The organism is Saccharothrix deserti (assembly GCF_009769385.1).
GTDB lineage: Bacteria > Actinomycetota > Actinomycetes > Mycobacteriales > Pseudonocardiaceae > Actinosynnema > Actinosynnema deserti.
Genome location: NZ_VKAB01000015.1, coordinates 305,076 through 327,980, shown reverse-complemented (window position 1 = coordinate 327,980; position 22,905 = coordinate 305,076). Strand labels below are relative to the sequence as shown.

The following is a 22,905-nucleotide window of genomic DNA, read 5'->3' as shown; positions in this document are numbered from 1 at the left end:
GCAAGTAACGAGCGTAGGTCCTGATCGTGACGGCGGCCATCCCCCCTGGATGACAATTTTGGTATCGGCGGCGGTCGGCGGGGCGTTGCGGCGCACGACTACCCTGCACAGTCATGCGCATCGGGGCCCACGTCCGCGACGACGACCCGCTCGGCGCCGCCGTCGATCGCGGCGCCGACGTGGTGCAGTTCTTCCTGGCCGACCCGCAGGGGTGGAAGGCGCCGAAGCCGCACCCGCAAACAGAGGGGTTGCTGGCCTCCGACCTGGACGTTTTCATCCACGCGCCGTACCTGGCGAACGTCGCGTCGCTCAACAACCGCATCCGCATCCCGTCCCGGAAGATCGTGCTCCAGCACGCCGAGGCGGCGGCGAAGGTCGGCGCCAAGGGCCTGATCGTGCACGGCGGGCACGTCACCAAGGGCGAGGACCCGAACGAGGGCATCTCGAACTGGCGGAAGATGTTCGAGCGGCAGGCGGAGAGCGGCGGGTTCGCCGTGCCGATCCTGATCGAGAACACCGCCGGCGGCGAGAACGCCATGGCGCGGACGTTCGACATGCTCGGCAGGCTGTGGGACGCGGTCGGCGAGTTCGACGCCGGGTTCTGCCTCGACACGTGCCACGCGTTCGCCTCCGGTGAGGACCTGGTCGGCATCGTGGACCGGGTCAAGGCCGTCACCGGCCGCATCGACCTGGTCCACCTCAACAGCTCGCGCGACGAGTTCGGCTCCTCGCGCGACCGGCACGCCAACATCGCGTCCGGCACGATCGACCCCGAGCAGCTGGTCGCGGTGGCCGCCGCCGCCGGCTCACCGGTGCTGGTCGAGACGCCGGACGAAGGCCAAGCGGAGGACATCGCGTTCCTCCGCGAGCACTTGGGCCGATGAGCGTGACACGGGAGGTGGTGGCCGTGCCCGAGCGCGCGGACGCCGGGCCGCGGTCGCCGCGGTTCGGGCGGGTCGCGCTCGCCGCGGTCGTCCTCCTGTGCGGGCTGACGATGTTCGTCGGCTTCCTCAACAAGGACCGGTGCACGGGTCCGGAGTTCGACCAGTGGGGCCGCAGCGCGCCGGACTACGAGGAGCGCAACAAGGCCGAGGTCTGCTATTCGGACATCCAGCACCTGTGGATCGGCCGTGACGTCGACCGGCACGTGTTCCCGTACGTGCACGGCAGCATCAACAGCAAGGGCGTGCTGATCGGGGGCGTGGTCGAGTACCCGGTGCTGACCGGGCTGCTGATCTGGGCCGGCGCGATCTTCGCGCACACCGACGCGGCGTTCCTGCTGTTCTCGGCGTTGCTGATGGCGCCGTTCGGGCTGGCCACCGGGTGGCTGCTGGGCAAGCTGAGCCGGTGGCGGGCGCTGATCTGGGCGCTCGGCCCGCCGATGGTGCTGTACGCGTTCCACAACTGGGACCTGCCGGTCGTGTTCTGCGCGGTGGCGGCGGTGTACGTCGTGCACCGGGGTTGGGGACGGCGCGAGCGGCCGTTGGTGGAACGCGCGGTGGTCGCGTCGGTGCTGTTGGGCATCGGGTTCGCGTTCAAGATCTACCCGGCGATCTTCGTGCTGCCGCTCTGCTTGTACGTGCTGACCGGTGGGCCGGGTGGCCGTTCGCTGCCGCGCGGGTCGCGGTACGACGTGGCGGGCGCGGTGAAGGTCGCGCTGGCGTCCATCGTGACGGTGGTGCTGATCAACCTGCCGTTCGTGGTGGTCGGGTTGGAGGGCTGGAAGGCGTCGTTCGCGTTCCAGGGCCTGCGGCGGGTGGACATCACCACGAACTCGATCTGGTTCTGGTCGATGCGGCCGTTCATGTCGGACGCCACCATGCAGTCGGTGGTCGGTGTGCTGTCGCCGGTCGGGATCGTGGCGTCGTTCGTGCTGGCGTGCTGGATCGGGTGGCGGCGGTACTCGCGCGAGGGCAGCTACCCGTGGGTGCCGGTGTCGGCGGCGATGCTGTGCGGGTTCCTGTTGCTGCACAAGGTGCACTCGCCGCAGTACACGTTGTGGCTGGTGCCGATGTTCGTGCTGCTGCGGGTGAACTGGGGTTGGGTGGCGGCGTACTTCGCGGCGGACTTCGCCATGGGCGTCGGCATCTTCCGCTGGTACTACGCGATCGAGTTCGGTGAGCCGTCGGGCATCTACGACGGGTTCTCCGCGCAGGCCGTGGTGATCGGCGTCTGGGGCCGTGCCGCACTGCTGGTCGCGCTGTTCGTCGTCTTCCTGCGCTCCGAAGTCACCTTCGCCGACCGCAAACCCACCCGCCGCCGACGCCCCGCCTCCGCACCTGCCGCCTGAGGAGCAGGGCAACTAGCCACCGTGTCGGCCCGGCGCACTCCGGGCAAAAAATGTGGCCCCCGAGGGGGCCACCCTGTCGGCCGTGACCGACGTCGTATGCCAATAGGATATTGGCCGCTCCTGGACCGGCTGTTCAACTGGAGACCCTGTGGGTCGCGCCGTCTTCTATGTCGACGGCATGAACGCCTATCACGGAAGTTGATCGGTCGCGTGATCGACGAGCTGTCAGGGGAGACGATCCCCTACTGACGTGAGGGGCCGACATGACCTTGGCGTGGCGCAAGAGCAGCTACAGCACTGCCGGCCAAGAGTGCGTCGAGGTCGCGTACGGCGAGCGGACGGTCGGCCTTCGGGATTCCAAGAACCCTGAAGGCGACCGGCTCGCTGTCAGCCCGCGGGCGTGGCGGAGCTTTCTGACCCGGCTGCGCTAGGCCGCGTGCGCGCACGTCGTGCAGGTGCAGTCGTCACAGGTGCACGACGAGCACGCGTCCGAGCAGTTCGCGCACGAGCACGTGGCGTGGTTGCACGTCTCGCACGTGCAGTCCGCACAGTCGCACGCCGCGCAGAAGTCACCGCAACCCTCGCACGCACACCGCGTGCACTCGTCGTAGTGCACGCCGGTCTTCGTGGCGTGCTCGTGGTGCAGGTGGCCGTCGTGCACGTAGTCGACGTGGTTCTCGTGCAGCACGGCGTCGTGCCCGCAGCCGGGACCGTGGGTGTGGCGGTGTTCCTCTGCCTGCTGGTGCTCGATCGTCGCGGTCATCTGCGGCCTCCTATGCGCTTATGCGCACGTTAGGCCGGCTGGTCCACCTTCGCCCGGCGGCGGAACCGGAGCACGAAACGGTCCGGCGCGCCGTCGATGAAACCGCCGCACGGGTCGTCGTCCCCGGTCTGGCGCACCTTGTCCAACGCCGGCCGGTAGATCTCGCGCACGATGAACGCGCACAGCACGATCACCGCGATGTCACGCGCCACCACCGCGCCCAGGAACCAGTCGATCGGCAGCCCCTTGTTCTCCTCACCCAGGTAGAAGAACATCCGCGGCACCCAGACGAACGCGTCCAGCGCCATCCACGCCAGCAGCAGCTTCCACCGGGGCAACGCGAGCACCGCGAGCGGCACGAGCCACAGCGAGTACTGCGGGCTCCACACCTTGTTCGTCAGCAGGAACGCCGCCACCACGAGGAACGCCAGCTGCGCGAACCTCGGCCGGCGCGGCGCGGACATGGCCACGAACCCGACCGCCGCGCAGCACACCAGGAACAGCACCGCGCTGACCGCGTTCAACACCTCCGGCGCCTGCCCGTGCGGCAACCCCGGGTCGAAGCCGGGCCACCCGGTCCACTGCGCGACCACGTTGTACAGCGAGTCCGGGTCGACCCCGCGTTCGGTGTTCAGCCGGAAGAACTCACGCCACCCGTCCGGGTACAGCAACGCGATCGGCGCGTTCACCAGCGCCCACGTCGCCAGCGTCGCGCCCAACGTCGTCAACCCGGCCCGCAGCCGGTCCGACCGCCAGCACAGCAACAGCAACGGCCCGAGCAGGAACAACGGGTACAGCTTCGCCGCGCCGCCCAACCCCAGCAGCACTCCCGCGAGCACCGGCTTCTTCCGCGCCCACGCCAGCATGCCCGCCGTCGCGAACGCCGTCGCCAACGTGTCGAAGTTGGTGAACGCGTGCACGATGACCAGCGGCGACACCGCCACCAGCACCGCGTCGTACGGCCGTCGCCTGGCCAGCTGCGCCACCGCGTAGGCGGTCACCAGCCACGCCAGCGCCAACCACAGCGCGGTGATGTTGAAGTACACGATCACCGTCATGGGTGAAGGCAGCCACCCGGACGCGGCGATCGCCGTCCACCCCTGCGCCATGCGCGCGTTGAGCAACTGGAACATGCCCGTCAGCACCGGGTACTCCATGTACCGCACGTGCGCCGTCGGCTTGCCCTCGTCGTCGACCCAGGACGTCTTGTAGGGGAACGTGTCCGGCTTGTCCAACCGCTCCGCCGTGTACAGCGGCACGGTGTCCGAGTAGCACATGGCGGTGAACTGCTTGCTGCCCCGCCAGTCGAGCTGCACCACGCCGTTGTCGTCCACGTACTGCTGGATGCACGGCGATTTCTGGAACCACGCCAGCGCCAGCGTGACGACCGCGAACAGCAGCACCACCCGCAACGGCGTCCAGAACCACTGCCGCCCGACCGACGCGTGCCGGCCGACCGGCCCGCCGAGCGGCTTGCTCGCCGCCCGCGCCAGCGGTTCGGTCCAGGTCGGGTTGACCCGCTCTTCGGGACCGAGCGAATCGGTGTCGTCGGCGTTCGCCTGCGAGGGATGCGAGGGGCTGGCCACGCAGGGATGCTACGGGCACCGGCCGACGGAGGTCGTGAGGTCCGGCCCAGGCCCGCCACGAACCCCGAAGGTTCGTGGCGGGCCCGCGGGTCAGCTCGCAGGCCAGAGCACGGCGTGCGCCACGAACCCGGGCAAGATCGCGAGGCCGACGACCGCGCCGCCGTCGTTCGCCCCGACCACGCTGGCCGAGGTCGCACCGGCCGGTGCGCCGAGTTGCTGAGCGACGTCACCGGTCCAGCGCACCGGGCGGTCGGTCTCACCGGCCGAGGAGGAGTTGCCGACGACGGAACCGTCCTCGGTCACGTCCACGGCACGGCTCGACACGTCACCCGCCAACGGGGGCAGTTCGGTGAGCTGCCCGGCCGCGTCCCAGGACAAGCCCAGGTAGAGCTGGCGGCCGACCCCGGCGTTGCCCGCGACGACGCCCGTCTCGTTCAGCCCCACCAGCTCGTAGAAGTTCCTGCCCGCCATGCTCAGCGCGCTCGTGCCCGCGCCGGTCCACCGCACCGGCACTGTCGGCCCCGCAGTGGTCTGGAACGACCCGACCACGTCGCCGGCCCCGTTCACGAACTGCGCCCGGGCACGCCCGCCGCCCGGCACGCCGAGTTCGCTGATCGCGCCGCTCGCGTCCCAACGCACCGCGTGCTCCTTGGCGTCGGCCGTGTAGACCGCGCCGACGACGACGCCGGCGTCGTTGATCGACGACGCCCGGTCGCTCACGACCGGCTCACCCGGCGGGTAGGAGCCGCCGGGCAGCACGCCCAGGTCGGTGACCGTGCCGTCGGCGGCCCACTTCACCGCGTGCGACCGGCCGTCCGCCGCGAACGAGTGGCCGACCGCGACGCCCGACGCGTTGACCGCCACCACCTCGCCTCTGGCGCCGCCGGGCAGCAGCGGCAGGGCGGTGATCGCGCCGTTCGCGTCCCAGCGGACCGGCCGCCGCTGACCCGACAACTGTGCGACGCCGACGACCACCGTGCCGGCGTCGTTGACGTCGACGGCGGTGCTCCACGTGCTGCCCGCCAGCGTGCCGAGCTGTCTGATGGCGTGGTCCGCGCCCCAGCGCACGGCGTGCGTCTGGCCACCGGCCGTGGTCGCCTCACCCACGATCACACCGGTCTCGCTGATGTCGACCGCCTTGCTCTCCGTGCCGCCGGGCAGCGTGCCCAGGTCGATCGGCCCGGTCGTGTCGGCGCCGGCGGGTTGGACACCCAGCAGCGCGACCCCCGCGGCGAGCAGTCCCACGGTGACGACAATGTTTTTTCGCATGACAAACAACTCCTGTTGTCCTTCTCGGTGACCGCCACCGAAGCCCGGCGCGGCCTCCGGTGGCGGTGCAATTCCTCGGACTATCAGGTCACCAGGGTCAGATGCAGACGTGGCCACCGGTGACGATCGGCGTGTAGTTCGGCGGCGGGCCAGTCATGATCTGCCCGTAGTAGCAGTTGTCCCACAGGTACACGTGGCGCCAGATGTAACCGCGGACCTCGCCCGCCGAAATGGTGAACGCGCCCTCGTCGTAGCCATTGCCCCCGCCGGCGTAGCGCAGTCGGATCGTGACCGGTGCGCCGGCGTGCTTGTCGTACCAGACCGTGATGTCGGCGTGATTGCCGTCGTAGCGGTCCCCGATTCTGATGCACACGTCGCCGTTGCCGATGTTCGCGCAGCTCTCACCGATCTGGGCGATGCTGATCGGCACCTCGGAGATCGGTTGCGCGCCGGCCTGGCCGGCACCGACCGCGGTGAGGGCGGCCAGTGTCAGGAAAATTGCGGAGAGCATGCGGATGAATCGCACTTGTTTCCTTCCGGTGTTTGCGCGGAAGCGACAGCGCGCAATGAAAAAGAATTCATCAGGCCCCCCTGATGTTGACGCTCCGTAGCGCCTGGTAGTCAACGTAAACCGGCTGGCCGCTCTATGTCAACGGATTGAAACCCCGCCGAATGTCGAGCAGTCCGGCATCGTCAGGCGTCAACCACCCGGTGCGGATCCATGACCGCTGACAAATCCCCTGCTGTTTCTTTTGATGAACGTGCCGTCCTGCCGCAGGACAGCGACGACCAGTCGGTGAGCCGAACAGTCCGGTCGAACGCGCCGAACCCCGGCGCACCGATCTGACGCGGCGGGGGTCCCGAAGAACCCCCGCCGCGCCGTCAGCCGTTCCGCCGGACCAGCAGCGCGCCCAGCCGGGCGAACACCACCAGCACTCCCGGCCCGACGATCGCGCACGTCAGGACGAGGTCGTCGGACGCACCGAACTCGGCGGCGGTCGCGGCCACCGCCCACGCGGACAGCCCGACGTGCACGGCGAACAGGGCCAGCCGCGCCGGCACGTTCCGCACCGGCGCGAGCGCCACCACGGCCCAGATCGCCGCGGCGACGAACGCCAGCGCGAGCACGATCAGTCCCACTTGTTCGTCCTCCCGGTCAGCCGCTGTGGCCCGGATCCGGTACCAGTGTCCCGAGCGAGCAGAACTTCTTGAACGGTGGGTTGATCCCGGCGTCGGTCGGGACCATCGGGTTGATCTCCCACGGGTTGCCGAACCGCTCCTGCGACGAAACCGCGCTGCAGAGGCCGTACGCCGTCGCCGACGAGAGCTCGGGCACGGCGCTGAACCGGAAGAAGTCACCCTTGGAGACGGGCTGGTTGCTACCGGAGTAGCGACCGGTCCGGTCCATCGCCCGACCGTCGTGGTACAGGTACTGGTCCGGCATCAGACTGCTGACCAGCACCGGTGCTGCCCGCCGCGAGCACCTCGTCGCGCCACCGGGAAGCCGCCGCCTTCGTCGCCGGCGGCAGGCAGCCGCTCGTCGCGGTCGAGCAACCCGACAACGCCATCATGTCGCCGGACGTCCTGGTGCCCCAGTCGTACGGCTTGACCCGGTCGCCGAGGGTGCCCGCCAGCCATGACGCCGCCAGCGGGGTGTCGATGTTCTGGTCCTCGTCGAACACGGCCACGGCCTCCACGGTCTCCTCGTGGTAGTCGCCGCTGATCGGCACGAAGGCGACCGCGTCGAAGGCGATGTCCTCGGAGCCGTTCCCGTCGGGGGCCACCGAGCCCAGGACCACCTCGGGAACGCCGTTGAACATGAACGCGCCCAGCCGCACCCAGAACCGGAGCAGCTCGTTGGCGCAGTGCGACCGCGCCGCCCGATTGTCATCTCTGCTGCTTGCATCACGATGCGTTTCCCTTTGTGGGTGTTCCAGGGACACGCGCCATCACGGCCGGAATTGCTCCGACCGTGATGACGCGTTTGTTCGCGGTTCGTGCCGACTGACTAGCCGAGGAACGTGAAACGCCACGTGGTGGCATTGGCGTCGTTGTTGCACACCTGGCCGTACGGGATTTGCTGCACCGGAGCACCCGGTGTCGTGTCGCAGCCCGCGAGGCCCATGTACAGCCCGCTGTTCCGGTTGGCGAAGTCGTTCTTGCCGTTGATGTCGAGGATGGTGCTGCCGGACGACCACTGCTGGTTGTAGGCGGTCCACACGCAATCCGCCTGCTGAACGGGTGCGCCCACGTCGGTCCGGTTGTTCGGGACCTCCAGGCACTTGCCGCTGTTCTCGTTCCGGAACTTGTAGACGTAGCGCTTGAGGCCGTTCGCGTCGGTGTAGGTCGTGATCCAGTTCACGGACCATTTCTCCGCGAAATCATCGTTGCACGCCCGCTGCACGGCAGGCACGCCGGAATCGACCCCGTTGTTCTGGGGGGCCAGGCACAGGCCGGCGTGGCTGGTGATCTTGGCGACCTTGCCGCTCGACGCCTGCGCCGGAACGAAGGCGACCGCGTCGAAGGCGATCTTGGGGGTGGTGGCGAAGCTGGTCTGCTTGAGGGAGCTGACCGACACCGACGGCTTGCCGTTGAACGGGAAGGTGCCGAGGTTGATCCACTTGTCGCCCAGGCCCGGGTACTGCGCGGTGACGGTCAGCGGCCCGTTGGCCGTGTCGACCACGTAGTCCATCGGGAGGGTGCTGTCCTCCATCGCCTTCGGCCGGTTCACCCACACCTCGGCCGGCGTGGTGATGACCCGGTCGAGCGTCCACCGCGCCTTGACCTCCAGCTGACGGCTCTCCTCGTCGGAGGCCATGCCGAGGTCGGTGAAGTAGAAGTGCGAGCCGTACCCGCCGCCGGACTGCTGGAGGCCGATCTTCCCGGATTCCTGGCCCGCGGCGTTGCGGCCGTAGGTCAGTTGGAAGGCGCCGTCGGCGAAGTTGGTGCGCTTGCAGTTGACGTCCCGGACCGGCGGGGTCAGCCGCGGGATGTCGTCCACCACCAGGGCGCTGGTGGGCAGCCCGGCCGTACCGCACGTCGGCGGGTAGCTGGTGCCGTCGACGGGCTCGGAGTTCGCGTAAGCCGGGTAGTCGTAGCGGATGAACTCGTTGCCGCAGGTGTTCGGGCAGTCGGTCTTCCAGCTGACCGAGTCGTGCCACCAGCACTTCAGGTCGTAGTACCCGTCCACCGACTTGTGCCCGCACGGTCCCGCCGGCTCACCGATCACGTCCGGGTGGTTCGGGACGTAGTCGTTCTCCGGGAAGCACGTGTTCTTCGCCGGGTCGCAGAAGGTCCTCCAGTCCGGCTTGACGCCATCGCGGAACGCCTCCGAGTTCCACCAGGCGGCGCGGAAGAACGGCACCTCGACGCCCGGCGCCTCGTACCCGGACGGCGGGTTGGCCGCGAAGCCCATGACCCGCTCGGGGTAGGGCCACTGCTGCGGCCTCGCGAAGTCGCGCGGGTCCTTGCCGAACGGCGCGCGGCCCTCGGGGTAGCGCGGGTTGGCCGGGTTGTTGGTCCAGCCGAGGCCGTACGCGCCGTTCGAGCCTTCCTTGCCCGGCTGGTGGTAGCCGGAGTTGTACGACCACGCCGCCGCGAACCAGTTCTCGATCTTCGACGGGTCGTTGTCGTTCATCCGCACGCCGGCGGCCTGCAACTCGTTCCACTTGTCCTGCAGCAGCTGCATGCCGGCGGCGATGGCCGTCGCGTAGTCCGTCGCGATCGCCTTCTGCTGGAAGGGCGACAGGCTGCCGCCGCGCCGCATCCCGTCGGTCATCTGGGACACGCCGTAGCCGCAGTCCGCGTGCTCGGGCCGGATGATCCAGTCGTTGCTCGGGTCGTCGTCGTAGCTCTCGAGGCCGTAGTAGTTGCCGATCAGCGGGTTGCCGTAGTCGCCGGGCATGATGTGCTTGCTGGCCTGCCAGAGGTTGGACTCCTGGCCCAGGATGCCGAGCATGACCTGCGCGGGAACCTTGCCGGTCATGATGCGGGGCGGGAAGAGGCCCTGCGGGCTGTAGGCGGGGAGCCCGTTGCTGTGCCAGTTGTCCGGCCGCTGGATGCTCAGGCCGCCCTCGATCGCCATGTTCGCCGCCCACTCCACCTGCTTCGGCTTGGGCTGCAAGACCTGGATGGCCGGGTCGTTGCGCGGCACGGAGCACAGCGAGTCCGGGTCGTCGGCCGCGATGCCGACCTCGCCGGTGGTGGCGTCGCCGTTCGCCGGGGGCTGCTGGATCTCGACGCCCTCGGACTTCGACCCCGTGCCGCGGACGGGGTTGTCCGCCGGGTTCACGGTGAACCCGAGGTCGCGTCCGGTCTTCGTGCTCTTCGCCGCGATGTGCACCGGCTGGGTGGCGAGGACCGCCTTGCCGGACGCGCGCAGCCCGGTGACCACGGCCTCACCGGAGGTGGAGACCTCCGCGCGGGCGTCGACGTCGAGCTTGACGACGCTCTTGGGGAGCTTCTCGACCTTCGCGGGCTTGCCGGTCAGGAACACCCGGCCCTGCGTGCCGCGGGCGATGCCGACCTCGCCGGTGCGGCCCGCCGCCAGCAGCTCCGACTCCTTGCCGGAGCCGGGGAAGCGCCGCACCTCGACGCCGTCCTTGTCCGCGCCCTGGGCGTAGACCACGCCGCCGTCCGCGTCCGGCGTGAGGTTGTACGCCACGCCGCGGGTCGGGTTGAGGCGCTCCAGCTTCCCGTCCTTGCCGACCAGCGCCAACGTGCCCGCGGCGGCCACGACGAGCCCCTTCGGGGTGGGCACGGCCGAGGTGAGCTGGCTGCGCAGCTCGGTGCGCGCGCTCAGCGCGCCGGTCGCGGTGTCCAGGGTGAACACGCCGGTCTTGCCCATGTCCGTGTCCGCGCCCTGGGTGAGGGCGACGACGTCGCCCGCGCCGCAGCCCGGGTTGAAGTAGGCGAGAGAGGTGCGGACCGGCAGTTCGGTCACCGCGCCGGAGGCGAGGTCGACCACGGCCGTGTACCCGCCGCGGTTGGAGAGCTTCTCGTCGTTGGTGAAGGTGCGGGGCGCGTACACGACGACCGCCCGCTTGCCCGAGCCGGTCACGCAGACGTTGCCGATCCACTGGTCGGCGGCCAGACCGGGCTGCCGCAACGAGGCGGCGGTGCGCCAGGTGTAGCCCGTCTTGGCCTCGGCGGTCAGCAGGTGGAAGCCCTCGGCGTCGCCGGAGGTCGTCCACAGCAGGTCGCCCGACTGCTGCCACCCCTGGCCGAGGAGCTCGTCGCGCTTGCCGTTGTCGATCGAAGGCGGCTCCACGGGCGGCGCCGCCGCCTGTGTCGCCTGTACGGACCCCGGCGGGAGCGTGGGTTCCGCTTGCGCGGTACCCACCACCGGGGCGAGCAGCAGCAGCGAGAACGCGCACAGCGCGGCTCGCGACCACGTTCTTGACATGGTTGCCTTTCATTGTGATCGAGGCGCGGACCGACACCGCGCGGTGATTTCGCCGCGCGGTGAACAATTTGGGGCCCGTGCCGTTAATTGGGCGTTTTTGAGCGCACCCGGCCGCCGCGATCGGGCGGGGGTGCGCCGAAGAACTTGATCACCGCCGGAATCCGGAGGGTGTCGAGGTGCTGGTGAACGTCAGATCAGGAAGCGCTCGTTCTGATTCGGGAAAACGACGGCCCACGAAAGGAAATATTCATCAGCCCCTCTGATGCCGGCACTCCGCAGTGACCGGTAAAATCAGTAAAACCGGCTGATCAAGGATTGTCAACGGGTGCTGGGGACGGCCTCACGAAGGGACTTGGAACGTAGTGCCCGGCGGTCCGGCGCGCCGTCCGGGAACCACCACACGGGTCATCATCGCCGGCTTGGCGCACCAAGTCCCGGACGAGTCGGTAGATCTCTCGGACGATGAACACGCACAGCACGACCACTGCGATATCCCGCACCACCACCACGCCGGGGAACCAGTCGATCGGCAGGCCCTTATTGTCCGGTCCCAGGTAGAAGAAACCGCCGCGCCCGGCCAGTTCGTCCTTGTTCGTGAAGATGCGCGGCGCGTGCACCACGACCGCGCGCTTGCCCGACTCCGTCACGCAGGCGTGCGAAACCGTCCCGCAGCGGGACAGCGGAGGTGAACTGACCGGTGACCTCGGTGTGCTCGCTCACCTTCCCGGTGTTCGCGTGGACCGCCAGGTCGGTGACGACGCCGGTCACCAGGTCGCCCGCGTTGCCGATCCACGTGTCGGCCTCGACGCCGGGTTCGGCCGGTGTGGCGGCCGTGCGCCAGGAGTAGCCGGTCTTCGCCTCGGCGACCAGCACGTGGAGGCCCGCGCCGTCACCGGTGGTGGTCCACAGCCGGTCCCCGGACGACTGCAGCCGTTTTCGAGCAGTTCACCGCGCTTCTCGGCCGCCACCACCGGCGGCTCGACCGGGGCGGTCACCAATGCCGCGACCACTGCTGTCTCAGGGCTACCGGTGTCGTTTTTCTCCGCATGTGCCCACCGTTCCTCGATTGATCGCAGGGGTGATCACGTCGAATTTGTGGAGCAGGTGAATTTGCGCGCGATGAATGCAGCGGTCGGCGGTCGGCGGTCGCTGCGCGCGCGACCTCGGCCGGTATGTGCTGATCAGGTGCTGTGGGAAACCGTCTAATGGCGCGCTTCGGTCTCGCTCACCCGTTCCCCCCGGGGTGTGATGGACCCTCGGTATCGAGCAAACTCCACAGGCCGTTCATGGTCAACCGGATTAAAACATGATTGAGATCACGTTGGTCTATTTGTGTGAGCGTCGGCAATGGGAAGTCTGATTCCCGATACGCCGGTCGAGTGAATATGCCGGAAAAAGCGAGAAGGGGCCCGGCACATGGCCGAGCCCCTTCTGGTGCGCTTAACCGGTGCGCTAACCGTTCGGTGGTGCGCCGCCACCGCCGTTCGGATCGGGCTCTTCCTCGCCCGTCGTGGTGGGCGTGGTCGGACAGATGAGGGCTCCGCACGACCCCGGCCGGGTCGGGCGGGGCTGCGTGGTCGTCGGCGGCTGAGTGGTCGTGACCTCGCCGGTCGTCGTCCGGTTGTCCTCGTCCCTCTTGGGCGTGGTGATCGACGGGGGCGTGCTGGGCGGCTTCGTCGCGGCCGTGGCCGGACCCAGCAGCTTGATCTTCGGGAACGGCTCCGCGGCCGTGCCGTTCAGGGCCCTGTCCATGAACTTCTTCCAGATCTGACCCGGCAGGCCGCCACCGAAGATCGGGTTGCCCTTGTTGTCCACCAACGCCTCGTCGCCCCGGTCACGACCCATCCAGACGGACGCGGACAGCGACGGCGTGTAGCCGACCGTCCAGGCCTTCGAGTTCTGGTTGACGCTGCCCGGGAGCTCGTGCGTGCCGGTCTTGGCTGCGCACTCGCGGCCCGCGCACTGGATCTTCGCTTCCTTCACGACGCCCTTGAGCGCTTCGGTCACGTTGTCCGCGATGTCCTGGCTCTTGGTGGGGTCCGGGTCGAACGCGGGTTTGGACTTGTCGATGTGCTGGTAGACCGGCTTGCCCTCGCTGTCGACGATCTTCGAGACGAAGAACGGCTCGTGGTAGACGCCGCGTGCGGCGAAGGTCGCGTAGGCCGAGGCCATGTCGAACGGCCGCACCTGCGCCTGACCGTCGCCGATCGCGATACCGACGTTCGGCGCGCCGCCGTTCTCGTTGACCAGGAGCTTTTGCTCCCCCTCACCCGTCGGCACCGACTTGGGGATTCCCGCCTCGAAGGCGGCGTCCGCGACCGGCTGGGTGCCGATCTCGATCACCATCTCGTAGAACACCGTGTTCAGCGACAGTTCCATCGCCCTCTTGACGGGGCACTTCTCGCCACAGGTGTTGTTCCGGTCGGAGGCGTTGCGGATGACGAGGGGTTCGTTGCCGCCGAGCTTGAACTCCTTGGGCGACCGGCCGTCGTAGGTCGAGTTGAGACCCTTGCCCTTCTTCAGCGCGGCGACCAGGTCGAACGGCTTGAACGACGAGCCGGGCTCCTGGAGCGTGCCGAGCGCGTAGTCCAGGCCGGTGCCATCCTCACCCGCGTAGTACGCCTTGACCGCGCCCGTCTGCGGGTCGATCGCGGTGAGCGAGGACTTCAACCCTTCCGTCTGGCCCTTCAGCACCTCGTTCACCGAGTCCTCCGCCGCCTGCTGCATCGGCGGGTCGATGGTGGTGTGCACGGTGACACCGAGCTGCTGAGCCTTCTGCTGCGGCCACTCGAACCGCGCCATCTCCTGGAGGACCTGGTCCTTGATGTGCAGGCGCGGGCCGCTGAGGCCGGAGTCGTCGGTCACCTCGACGGGCACCGGCTCCGGCTCGGAATTCCGGTAGGCCTCGTCGATCCACTGGTGCCTGAGCAGCTGGTCCATGACGTAGTTCCAGCGCTCTTTCCGGTACGCGGGCTTCTCGGAGTTGCTCGGGCTCTGGATCATGCCGGCGAGCAGGGCGGCCTGCGACTGGGTGAGCTTCTGGAGGTCGTCGACGTCGAAGTACTCCTTCGCCGCTGTCTTGATGCCGTAGGCGGAGCGACCGAAGTAGATCGTGTTCAGGTACGCGGTCAGGATGTCGGGCTTCTTCTGCTGCTCCGACATCTTGTACGCGGTGACCATCTCGTTGAACTTGCGGGTCAGCGTCCCGTCGTCCTGCTCGGTCGCCTGCTTCACGTACTGCTGCGTCAGACCGGAGCCGCCGGACTGGCGGTCGGTCAGCTGGTAGTAGACCGCACGGGCGATGGCCGACATGTCGAAGCCGGGGTTCGTCTCGAACGTCGGGTCCTCGGCGGCGAAGACGGCCTTCTTGACGGTGTCCGGGATCTCCTCGTACGTGACCAGGGTGCGGTTCGCGCCCTCGGGGGCGATCGTGGTCATCGGCGAGCCGTCGGAGTAGAGGATCGTGATCGTCTTGTTCTGCTCGGAGGCGACCTGCTCCGGGTTCGGGACCTCGACCACCTGGTAGGCGACCGCGAAGGCGACGACCGGGGCGAGGAGCATCAGGCCCAGGGCCATGTAGGTGCCGCGGCGCACGCGGCGCCAGACCTTCTTCCGACGCACGACGCGGGCCTCCTCTTCGGTCAGCTCCTCGTCGTACTCGTCGTCGTAGAACGGTTCGACCTCGAGCTCGTCCTCGCGGTGCGTGAGGAGCTCGGGCTCGCGCGGCGTGCTCTGGTACACGGGCGGCAGCAGGTCCGTCGGCTCTTCACCGGGACGCCGTTCCGGACCGGGGCCACCGGGGCGACGAGGACCGCCGGGACCGGACATCGGGGGACGGCCGCCTGGCGGCACCGGACCGCCGGGGCCTCCGGGACCGCCCGGTCGGCGCATGCCGCCGGGAGGGGTATTCGGGCGCAGGGGCGGGCCGCCGGGCACGCTGCCCGCGGCTGCCACGCCGTCGAGGCCACCCGGACCACCCGGACCACCAGGACCGCCGGGGCGTGCGCCGGGACCGGCCGGGCCGAGCCTGCCGTTCGGGCCGGGACCGCCGGGGCCTGCCGGACCGCCTGGTCCACCCGGACCACCGGGAACGGCCGGTCGGCGTGGCGGCGGGCCACCTCGGGGGATGCCGCCGGGCGGGGTACCTCCCGCCGGCGGGAGACCGCCCGGCGGCGTCATCGGGCGGGAGAACCCACCCGGTGGGGTGCCGTGGCGCGGGCCGGGGCCGTCGAGCGGAGCGCGTGCGAAACCACCTGGTGGGGTGTTCGGACGCTCCGGCTGATCCCCGGCGCCGTGCCGCGGTGGGTGCGCGGCGCCGTCCGGGTCTTCCCCGGTAGGCCACTGCGGCTCCGCGCCACGATGCCTGTCGTCATGCTGGTCGTTCACGAAATGGCCTCCCAGACCGGCGTGCTCCTGCACGCGGTTCGGTGGTCGTACGCCACTGCCCCTAGTCGGAGCGGCGCCCGTGGCGGGAGCAGGTTCACTCCGCCGCGGTCCTCCTGCGCGGCTTTCGGGAATTCAGGCCACGCGTTCCCAGGACGTATGACTGCACCAGGTGGTTCCAACTACATGTGCGGCAAACTTCAACCACATACACGGTGAACTCCTCGAAAAGGTTCGCCATGCGGGTGAGCTCATCGGCGGTGCGCGCGGATCCGGCCGCGTGCTTGAGCTCGTCGCCGTAGACCCAGGACACGTGCGTGAGCGGTTCCTTCCGGCACACAGGACAGGTCACATCGCTCGGTTGGCCGTGGAACTTCGCAGCTCGCAGCAGGTACGGGCTGGCGTCGCAGACCTCCATCGTGCCCACTCGACCCGCGTAGACCTCCGCCAGCAGCGCACGGCGCTGCAAGGCGTAGTCCACGACCTGTCGTTGGGTCAACACGACGACCAGAGTACGTGGCACCCCAACTCCACCGATGGGCCGTTCGGGGCAGTGGCCCGAAGGCAGGGGGTCATGTGTGCCACGCGACACAGCGTCAAGATGCGTGGATGTATCGGGCCGATATACTGGTTGCACCCATCGGCGCTCGCCGGAGCGAGGAGGTGCTACGTGCTGGAGTTCGCGATCCTCGGCCTGCTGCACGAAGCGCCCATGCACGGCTACGAGCTGCGCAAGCGCTTGCACGAGCTGCTGGGGGCGTTCCGCGCGTTCTCCTACGGGACGCTGTACCCCACGCTGCGCAAGTTGCAACGTGGTGGCCTCATCGTCGAGGAAGTGCCCGAGGACGACTCGGCCCGTTGGGGCCGCCGGGCGCGCAAGGTCTACAAGCTCACCGCCGAGGGCAAGGAGAGGTTCGCCGAACTGCTGGCCAACGCCGGTCCTCAGACGTGGGACGACGACTCGTTCGGCGTCCACCTCGCGTTCTTCTCCCGCACCCCCGCCGAGATCAGGATGCGCATCCTGGAAGGCCGCAGGCGCCGCGTCGAAGAACGCCGCGAAGGACTGCGCACCTCATTATCGGCGACCAGCGAGCGCATCGACCGGTACACCCGGGAGTTGCACCGCCTCGGGCTGGAGAGCACCGAGCGCGAGGTGCGGTGGTTGAACGAGCTGATCGCCCACGAGCAGGCCGAACAGCGCGAGCGGGACCAATAACTCTCACTGATGAACAAGGAGGACTCGGCATGGGCGACAACCGCCGCACCGTTCGAGTGGCCATTGTCGGGGTCGGCAACTGCGCGGCGTCGCTGGTGCAGGGCGTCCACTACTACCGCGATGCCGACCCGAGCACCCGCGTGCCCGGTCTGATGCACGTCCGCTTCGGCGAGTACCACGTCAGCGACATCGAGTTCGTCGCCGCGTTCGACGTGGACGCCAAGAAGGTCGGCACCGACCTGTCCGAGGCCATCGGCGCGAGTGAGAACAACACGATCAAGATCGCCGACGTGCCGCCGCTGGGCGTCACCGTGCAGCGCGGGCACACGTTCGACGGGCTCGGCAGGTTCTACCGGGAGACCATCGAGGAGTCCGACGAGCAGCCGGTCGACGTGGCGCAGGCGTTGCGCGACGCGTCGGTCGACGTGCTGGTGTCGTACCTGCCGGTCGGCTCGGAGGAGGCGGACCGCTTCTACGCGCAGGCCGCCATCGACGCCGGTGTGGCGTTCGTCAACGCGCTGCCGGTGTTCATCGCCTCCGACCCGGAGTGGGCGGAGAAGTTCCGCGCGGCCGGCGTGCCGATCGTCGGCGACGACATCAAGTCGCAGGTCGGCGCCACCATCACGCACCGCGTGCTGGCGAAGCTCTTCGAGGACCGCGGCGTCCAGCTCGACCGGACGATGCAGCTCAACGTGGGCGGGAACATGGACTTCCTGAACATGAAGGAGCTGGAGCGGCTGGAGTCCAAGAAGGTCTCCAAGACGCAGGCGGTGACCTCGCAGGTCGACCGCGACCTCGGCAAGCGGAACGTCCACATCGGACCGTCCGACTACGTGGCGTGGCTCGACGACCGCAAGTGGGCGTACGTGCGGCTGGAGGGCCGGGCGTTCGGCGACGTGCCGCTGAACCTGGAGTACAAGCTCGAGGTGTGGGACTCGCCGAACTCGGCGGGCATCATCATCGACGCGGTGCGGGCGGCGAAGATCGCGCTGGACCGGGGGATCGGTGGCCCGATCCTGTCCGCGTCGTCGTACTTCATGAAGTCCCCGCCGGTGCAGTACTCGGACTCCGAGGCGCACGAGGCGGTCGAGGCCTTCATCCGCGGCGACGTCGAGCGCTGACAACGTTGAGCGGTACCCCCTTGGACCCGGCTCGCCGGGCCCAAGGGGGTTTTGTCGTGGGCGTGATCAGCGCTTCGACAGCCGCAGCGACTGCCACGACCCGTCGGCCGTCCAGCCGCCGTCCACGGGCAGCGCGACACCGTTGACGAACCCGCTGCGCGCCGGGTCGGCCAGGAACGCCACGGCCTGCGCGATGTCGTCGGGAACGGCGAACCGGCCGAGCGGCACGTGGTCGGTGATGTCGGTGTCGCCGTAGTGCCCGCCGGCCTGCGACTCGACGTCCATCTCGGTCTTGACCCAGCCGGGGCACACCGCGTTGACCCGGACACCGCGCCCACCCCACTCCACCGCGAGGGTGCGCGTCATCCCGATGAGCCCGTGCTTGGTGGTGTTGTAGGCGGCCCGATCCGCCACCCCGCGCAAGCCGGCCACGGACGCGATGTTGACCACCGACCCCGTGCCCGCGTCCAGCATCAGCCTGCCCAGCGCCTGCGTGAGCAGGAACGGCCCGGTCAGGTTGACTTCGAGCATCCGCTGCCACTGCGCCAAGGACGTGTCCTCGAACGGCACGATCCCCGCGATCCCGGCGTTGTTGACCAACACGTCGACCCGCCCGGCCACCCGCTCGACCACCTTGGCGACGTCACCGGGCGACGACACGTCCCCGACCACCCCGCCGTCCGTCGCGGCGAGGTCGAACCCCACCACCTCGTACCCGTCCCCCCGCAACACCTCGGCGATCCGCAACCCGATCCCCTGAGCCGCCCCGGTGACAACCGCAACCCGTCGTTCCATGAGCTGCACGCTAGGCGGTCGTCATCGGCCGGACAGCGCTCCGGGCAGGTCGGACAGCGAGCGCAACACCGTGACGTGCGCCAACACCGCCGGGTCCGGGGGGAAGTGGGGGTTGGGTACGGCGTAGACGGTCATGCCGGCGGCCAGGGCCGAGCGCAGGCCGTTGGTCGAGTCCTCCACGGCGGCGCAGTCGGTCGGCTCCACGCCCAGCTTGGACGCGGCCAGCAGGTAGACGTCCGGCGCGGGTTTGCCGGCGCCCGCCTGCTCGCTCGACAACGCCACCGGGACGACGCCGGTCAGGTCGGTCGCCGCCAGGAACGACTTGATCAGCACCGGCGGTGACGAGCTGGCGATCGCCACCGGGTAGCGGGACGCCACCTCGCGCACGACCTCGACCGCGCCCGGCAGCACGGGCGGGCCCTCGGCGTAGCGCTCGGCCATCTCGCCGATCACGCCCGCCGCCGTCTCGGCCGGGGTGAGCCGGACGCCCACCTCGGTCACCAGGTACGTCGCCCACTCGGGTGTGCTCATGCCCTGCATCGCGCGTGTCGACGCGGGCAGCCACCTGCCCCCGTGTCGAGCGGCGAAGGCTTGGCGCACCTCGTCCCACATCCGCTCGGAGTCCACCAGCACGCCGTCCAGGTCGAACACCACAGCTTCCACACCCATGACCGTAGTGCGAGGCCGCTTGCTTAGCTAGGCTAAGCAAAATCGGAACTGGTCGAATGGTGGGTTGACGAAGGGTGAGCGTGATCGGCGGAAAATGAGTCGCGAACGACCGACGCGACCTCGCGGTGTGGGTTGCCGTGGAAGTCGTGGGGGAGGGCGGGCGCATCGGCGTGTGATCGACTGACCACACGCCGTGTGAGCAGGCGGTTCCGGTTGGTTGGCCGTGGAGGTGTTCTCCTGCCGTTCACTTCGACGTTTGTTGCAGGAGGGGTTGCACTCCTACGGTCGCCCAGTTCCCACTGAGCGATCTCGGAGGTCCGTGTGTCCTCATCCACCGATCGGGGCCGGCGCCTGCTGCCCCTGTTGCCCAATCACCCCCTCGGGCGTTCGGCGATCACCTGCAAGTACCGCTGCGGCGACGCGTGCGCGCACGAGGCGCCCAACACGTCCGGCAACGCCTACTTCGGTGACGTCGTCGGCGAGGTCGTGCGTCGGCGTGGCCTGCTGAAGGCGGGCGCGGTGCTCGCCGTCGCGGGCGCGGGTGTCGGGCTGGTCGGTGCCGGCAGCGCCGTCGCTGAGCCCACCACCGCCGACGCCGATGTCGACCTGGGCGGCGGGCGGCGCAAGGACGGCCTGAACTTCACCGCCGTCGCGCCCAACACCGAGGACCGCGTCGTCACGGCCGAGGGTTACGAGCAGGGCGTCGTGCTGCGCTGGGGCGACCCGGTGGTGCCCGGCGCGCCCGCGTTCGACTTCGACGGCCAGACCCCGGCGGCGCAGGCGAAGCAGTTCGGCTACAACTGCGACTTCCTCGGCCTGGTGCCGGTCGGCAGGCACGACCAGTGGGTGCTCGTGGCCAACCACGAGTACACCAGCGAGGAGTTCCTGTTCAAGAACTGGGACGCGAACAACCCCACCCGCGAGCAGACCGAGATCGCGTGGGCCGCGCACGGCGCCTCGGTCGTGCTGGTCGAGCGCGACCGGCGCAGCGGCAAGCTGGTGCCCAAGGTGGACCGGCGCTACAACCGGCGGCTGACCGCGACCTCGGAGTTCAAGGTCACCGGCCCGGCGGCGGGTTCCGCGTTCCTCAAGACGTCGGCCGACCCGACCGGCACGAAGGTGTTGGGCACGCTCAACAACTGCGCCGGCGGCGTCACGCCGTGGGGCACGATCCTGTCCGGCGAGGAGAACTTCAACCAGTACTTCGGCAACGCGGGCTCGGTCACCGACCCGGTGGTGAAGGCGCGGCTCACCCGGTACGGCCTGTCCGGCGCGGCGTCCACGCGCAAGTGGGAGCGGTTCGACAAGCGGTTCGACGTGGCGCAGGAGCCCAACGAGGTCAACCGGTTCGGCTGGGTCGTCGAGATCGACCCGCTCGACCCGACCTCGACGCCGGTCAAGCACACCGCGCTCGGCCGCTTCAAGCACGAGGGCGCCAACGTGATCATCGCCCGCGACGGCCGCGTGGTCGCGTACATGGGTGACGACGAGCGCTTCGACTACATGTACAAGTTCGTGTCCGACGAGAAGTTCAAGCCGGGCAACAGCAAGCACGCCCGTGAGCACAACAAGAAGCTGCTGGACAAGGGCACGCTGTACGTCGCCAAGTTCACCGGCGACAGCCCGGTCGCCGAGATCGACGGCTCCGGCAAGCTGCCCGCGGACGGCGAGTTCGACGGCTCCGGCGAGTGGATCCCGCTGGCCAGTGGCACCAAGTCGTTCGTGCCCGGCTTCACCGCCGAAGAGGTCTACGTCTTCACCCGGCTCGCGGCGGACAAGGTCGGCGCGACCAGGATGGACCGCCCCGAGGACGTCGAGCCGAACCCGCGCAACCGCCGGGTGTACGCGGCGCTGACCAACAACACCGACCGCGGCAAGGCGGGCAAGGAAGGCGCCACCGAGCCGAACCCGCGCCTCAACAACCGGCACGGGCACGTGCTGGAGCTGGAGGAGCGCCGCGGCGACAACACCGCGACCACGTTCTCGTGGAAGCTGATGCTGGTGTGCGGCGACCCGACGTCGCCCGACACGTACTTCGGCGGCTACGACAAGACCCAGGTCTCGCCGATCTCGTGCCCGGACAACGTGGCGTTCGACGCGCAGGGCAACCTGTGGATCTCCACCGACGGCAACGCCCTGAAGTCGAACGACGGCCTGTTCGCGGTGCCGGTCGAGGGCCCCTACCGCGGTCGCGTGAAGCAGTTCCTCACCGTGCCGAAGGGCGCCGAGACGTGCGGCCCGGTCATCGAGGACGACTTCGTGCTGGTCGCCGTGCAGCACCCCGGTGAGATCGACGGCGCGTCGGCCTCCAACCCGGCCTCGCACTGGCCGGACGGCGGCACCTCCCAGCCGCGCCCGTCCGTCGTCGCGGTGTGGAAGAAGGACAAGGGCCGCATCTGCGGCTGACCCCGAGGTGGAGGGCTCGCGCCCAGTGCCGGGCCCTCCACACAACTCCCGAGAGTCGAACCCTCAGGTAGCGAGAGTCGAACGTTCAGGTCCTGTGAGTTCAACGCTCAGGACGCGCGTGGCCGGAACCTGAGTGTTGAACTCGGCCCACCTGAGTGTTCGACTCTCGGGACGCGAGGGTTCGACTCTCGCGTGTGTCCTACGTTCGGAACGCGTGTGTCCTACGTTCGGAATGTCCGAATTCAACGTTCAGGACGTTGCTGGTCCTCCGGGTGGGTTACGGCGGAAGTGCCGGTTAGGGTCGGTTCATGAGCCGACCCGTTGCCTTGATCACCGGTGCGTCGCGCGGCATCGGTGCGGCTGTCGCCCGTGTTCTCGCACCGACGCACGACCTGCTCCTGGGCGGTCGGGACGAGGCGGCGTTGGCGGAACTGGCCGGGTCACTGGTGTCCGCCCGCACCTGGCCGGTGGAGTTGACCGACCCGGACGCCCTGGCCACCGCCACCACCGGCCTCACCCGCCTGGACGTCCTCGTGCACAGCGCGGGCATCGCCGAACTCGGACCGCTCGCCGAAACGACCGCCGACGTCTGGCGCCGCACCCTCGAGATCAACGTCGTCGCCGTCGCCGAACTGACCCGGCTCGCGCTCCCCCTCCTGCGCGCCACCCGCGGCCACGTGGTCCTGATCAACTCCGGCGCCGGCCTGCACGCCAACCCCGACTGGGGCGTCTACGCCGCCAGCAAGTTCGCCCTGCGCGCCTTCGGTGACGTCCTGCGCGCCGAAGAGGGAGACATCCGCGTCACGTCCGTCCACCCCGGACGCGTCGACACCGACATGCAACGCGGAGTCCGCGCCCAGGAGAGCGGCGACTACCAGCCGCACCTCTACCTGCACGCGGACTCCGTCGCCCAGGCCGTCGCCACCGCCGTGCACGCGGGCGACGACGCCCACTTCACCGAGATCGTGGTCAGACCCAGGCCGCGCGCCTGACCGCCCTCCAC

Annotated in this window: 21 protein-coding genes; 8 read left to right on the top strand and 13 right to left on the bottom strand. The window is 69.2% G+C overall.

Translation table 11 applies throughout. The features are described 5' to 3' along the window. Positions 1–113: 113 nt before the first annotated feature. The 3 genes from FM051_RS25265 (at position 114) to FM051_RS25255 (ending at position 2,721) form a co-directional block, all read left to right on the top strand. Positions 114–884: a deoxyribonuclease IV gene (locus tag FM051_RS25265; protein ID WP_158847452.1), complete on the top strand. Its 771-nt coding sequence runs from the start codon at positions 114–116 to the stop codon at positions 882–884. Further along, the gene (locus FM051_RS25260) at positions 881–2,290 is read left to right on the top strand and encodes a glycosyltransferase family 87 protein (RefSeq protein ID WP_158847450.1); all 1,410 of its coding nucleotides are present in this window, start codon (positions 881–883) and stop codon (positions 2,288–2,290) included. Before FM051_RS25265 ends, FM051_RS25260 begins: the two co-directional genes overlap by 4 nt. A 263-nt stretch (positions 2,291–2,553) precedes the next feature. Then, positions 2,554–2,721, top strand: a complete 168-nt coding sequence (locus tag FM051_RS25255) for a DUF397 domain-containing protein (RefSeq protein ID WP_158847448.1) — start codon at positions 2,554–2,556, stop codon at positions 2,719–2,721. Here FM051_RS25255 and FM051_RS25250 read toward each other — a convergent pair. From FM051_RS25250 to FM051_RS25210, 9 genes are all read right to left on the bottom strand, one after another. After that, the gene (locus FM051_RS25250; protein ID WP_158847446.1) at positions 2,718–3,053 is read right to left on the bottom strand and encodes a hypothetical protein; all 336 of its coding nucleotides are present in this window, start codon (positions 3,051–3,053) and stop codon (positions 2,718–2,720) included. The two genes, FM051_RS25255 and FM051_RS25250, sit on opposite strands and share 4 nt — an antisense overlap. Positions 3,054–3,082: 29 nt before the next feature. After that, the gene (locus FM051_RS25245; protein ID WP_158847444.1) at positions 3,083–4,639 is read right to left on the bottom strand and encodes a glycosyltransferase family 87 protein; all 1,557 of its coding nucleotides are present in this window, start codon (positions 4,637–4,639) and stop codon (positions 3,083–3,085) included. A 90-nt stretch (positions 4,640–4,729) separates the two neighbouring features. Next, the gene (locus tag FM051_RS25240; protein ID WP_158847442.1) at positions 4,730–5,908 is read right to left on the bottom strand and encodes a hypothetical protein; all 1,179 of its coding nucleotides are present in this window, start codon (positions 5,906–5,908) and stop codon (positions 4,730–4,732) included. Between the two features lie 97 nt (positions 5,909–6,005). Continuing rightward, positions 6,006–6,434 carry a hypothetical protein gene (locus tag FM051_RS25235; RefSeq protein WP_158847440.1) on the bottom strand — a complete coding sequence of 143 codons (429 nt, stop codon included), beginning with the start codon at positions 6,432–6,434 and terminating at the stop codon, positions 6,006–6,008. Positions 6,435–6,790: 356 nt separating this feature from the next. After that, a complete protein-coding gene (locus tag FM051_RS25230; protein WP_158847438.1) occupies positions 6,791–7,048 on the bottom strand; it encodes a hypothetical protein in 258 nt (85 codons plus the stop codon). Positions 7,049–7,064: 16 nt separating this feature from the next. Continuing rightward, positions 7,065–7,316 (bottom strand): hypothetical protein, encoded by a 252-nt coding sequence (locus tag FM051_RS25225; RefSeq protein ID WP_158847436.1) that lies wholly within the window; start codon positions 7,314–7,316, stop codon positions 7,065–7,067. Then, a complete protein-coding gene (locus FM051_RS25220) occupies positions 7,288–7,746 on the bottom strand; it encodes a hypothetical protein (RefSeq protein ID WP_158847434.1) in 459 nt (152 codons plus the stop codon). The genes FM051_RS25225 and FM051_RS25220 overlap by 29 nt, the downstream gene beginning before the upstream one ends. A 170-nt stretch (positions 7,747–7,916) precedes the next feature. Then, positions 7,917–11,312 (bottom strand): RICIN domain-containing protein, encoded by a 3,396-nt coding sequence (locus tag FM051_RS25215; RefSeq protein WP_158847432.1) that lies wholly within the window; start codon positions 11,310–11,312, stop codon positions 7,917–7,919. Between the two features lie 308 nt (positions 11,313–11,620). Continuing rightward, positions 11,621–11,959 carry a hypothetical protein gene (locus tag FM051_RS25210; RefSeq protein WP_420803623.1) on the bottom strand — a complete coding sequence of 113 codons (339 nt, stop codon included), beginning with the start codon at positions 11,957–11,959 and terminating at the stop codon, positions 11,621–11,623. A gap of 50 nt (positions 11,960–12,009) precedes the next feature. Here FM051_RS25210 and FM051_RS25205 point away from each other — a divergent pair, with 50 nt between their 5' ends. Then, the gene (locus FM051_RS25205) at positions 12,010–12,159 is read left to right on the top strand and encodes a hypothetical protein (RefSeq protein WP_158847430.1); all 150 of its coding nucleotides are present in this window, start codon (positions 12,010–12,012) and stop codon (positions 12,157–12,159) included. A gap of 605 nt (positions 12,160–12,764) precedes the next feature. Here the strand turns inward: FM051_RS25205 and FM051_RS25200 are convergent. Then, a complete protein-coding gene (locus tag FM051_RS25200) occupies positions 12,765–15,140 on the bottom strand; it encodes a transglycosylase domain-containing protein (protein WP_238412634.1) in 2,376 nt (791 codons plus the stop codon). Positions 15,141–15,792: 652 nt separating this feature from the next. Continuing rightward, complete coding sequence (locus FM051_RS25195; protein WP_202919002.1) at positions 15,793–16,197, bottom strand: DUF5318 domain-containing protein; 405 nt, start codon at positions 16,195–16,197, stop codon at positions 15,793–15,795. 168 nt (positions 16,198–16,365) lie between these two features. Between FM051_RS25195 and FM051_RS25190 the strand changes: the two genes are divergently transcribed. Together FM051_RS25190 and FM051_RS25185 are read left to right on the top strand one after the other, a co-directional pair. Next, positions 16,366–16,911: a PadR family transcriptional regulator gene (locus tag FM051_RS25190; protein WP_158847428.1), complete on the top strand. Its 546-nt coding sequence runs from the start codon at positions 16,366–16,368 to the stop codon at positions 16,909–16,911. 29 nt (positions 16,912–16,940) lie between these two features. Next, the gene (locus tag FM051_RS25185) at positions 16,941–18,032 is read left to right on the top strand and encodes an inositol-3-phosphate synthase (protein ID WP_158847426.1); all 1,092 of its coding nucleotides are present in this window, start codon (positions 16,941–16,943) and stop codon (positions 18,030–18,032) included. Between the two features lie 66 nt (positions 18,033–18,098). Here FM051_RS25185 and FM051_RS25180 read toward each other — a convergent pair whose 3' ends face one another. Together FM051_RS25180 and FM051_RS25175 are read right to left on the bottom strand one after the other, a co-directional pair. Beyond that, positions 18,099–18,827, bottom strand: a complete 729-nt coding sequence (locus tag FM051_RS25180) for an SDR family NAD(P)-dependent oxidoreductase (RefSeq protein ID WP_158847424.1) — start codon at positions 18,825–18,827, stop codon at positions 18,099–18,101. 21 nt (positions 18,828–18,848) lie between these two features. Then, complete coding sequence (locus FM051_RS25175) at positions 18,849–19,490, bottom strand: HAD family hydrolase (RefSeq protein ID WP_158847422.1); 642 nt, start codon at positions 19,488–19,490, stop codon at positions 18,849–18,851. 369 nt (positions 19,491–19,859) lie between these two features. Between FM051_RS25175 and FM051_RS25170 the strand changes: the two genes are divergently transcribed. Beyond that, complete coding sequence (locus FM051_RS25170) at positions 19,860–21,902, top strand: PhoX family protein (protein ID WP_420803622.1); 2,043 nt, start codon at positions 19,860–19,862, stop codon at positions 21,900–21,902. Positions 21,903–22,210: 308 nt separating this feature from the next. Then, on the top strand, positions 22,211–22,894 hold the full coding sequence (locus FM051_RS25165) for an SDR family oxidoreductase (RefSeq protein ID WP_158847418.1): 684 nt from the start codon (positions 22,211–22,213) through the stop codon (positions 22,892–22,894). Positions 22,895–22,905: the final 11 nt, after the last annotated feature.

Bases quoted from the DNA above. Each gene is read 5' to 3' on its own strand.
- FM051_RS25265 (WP_158847452.1), top strand. From the start codon at position 114: ATGCGCATCGGGGCCCACGTCCGCGACGACGACCCGCTCGGCGCCGCC.
- FM051_RS25260 (WP_158847450.1), top strand. From the start codon at position 881: ATGAGCGTGACACGGGAGGTGGTGGCCGTGCCCGAGCGCGCGGACGCC.
- FM051_RS25255 (WP_158847448.1), top strand. From the start codon at position 2,554: ATGACCTTGGCGTGGCGCAAGAGCAGCTACAGCACTGCCGGCCAAGAG.
- FM051_RS25250 (WP_158847446.1), bottom strand. From the start codon at position 3,053: ATGACCGCGACGATCGAGCACCAGCAGGCAGAGGAACACCGCCACACC.
- FM051_RS25240 (WP_158847442.1), bottom strand. From the start codon at position 5,908: ATGCGAAAAAACATTGTCGTCACCGTGGGACTGCTCGCCGCGGGGGTC.
- FM051_RS25225 (WP_158847436.1), bottom strand. From the start codon at position 7,316: ATGGACCGGACCGGTCGCTACTCCGGTAGCAACCAGCCCGTCTCCAAG.
- FM051_RS25215 (WP_158847432.1), bottom strand. From the start codon at position 11,312: ATGTCAAGAACGTGGTCGCGAGCCGCGCTGTGCGCGTTCTCGCTGCTG.
- FM051_RS25200 (WP_238412634.1), bottom strand. From the start codon at position 15,140: ATGTCCGGTCCCGGCGGTCCTCGTCGCCCCGGTGGCCCCGGTCCGGAA.
- FM051_RS25185 (WP_158847426.1), top strand. From the start codon at position 16,941: ATGGGCGACAACCGCCGCACCGTTCGAGTGGCCATTGTCGGGGTCGGC.
- FM051_RS25180 (WP_158847424.1), bottom strand. From the start codon at position 18,827: ATGGAACGACGGGTTGCGGTTGTCACCGGGGCGGCTCAGGGGATCGGG.
- FM051_RS25165 (WP_158847418.1), top strand. From the start codon at position 22,211: ATGAGCCGACCCGTTGCCTTGATCACCGGTGCGTCGCGCGGCATCGGT.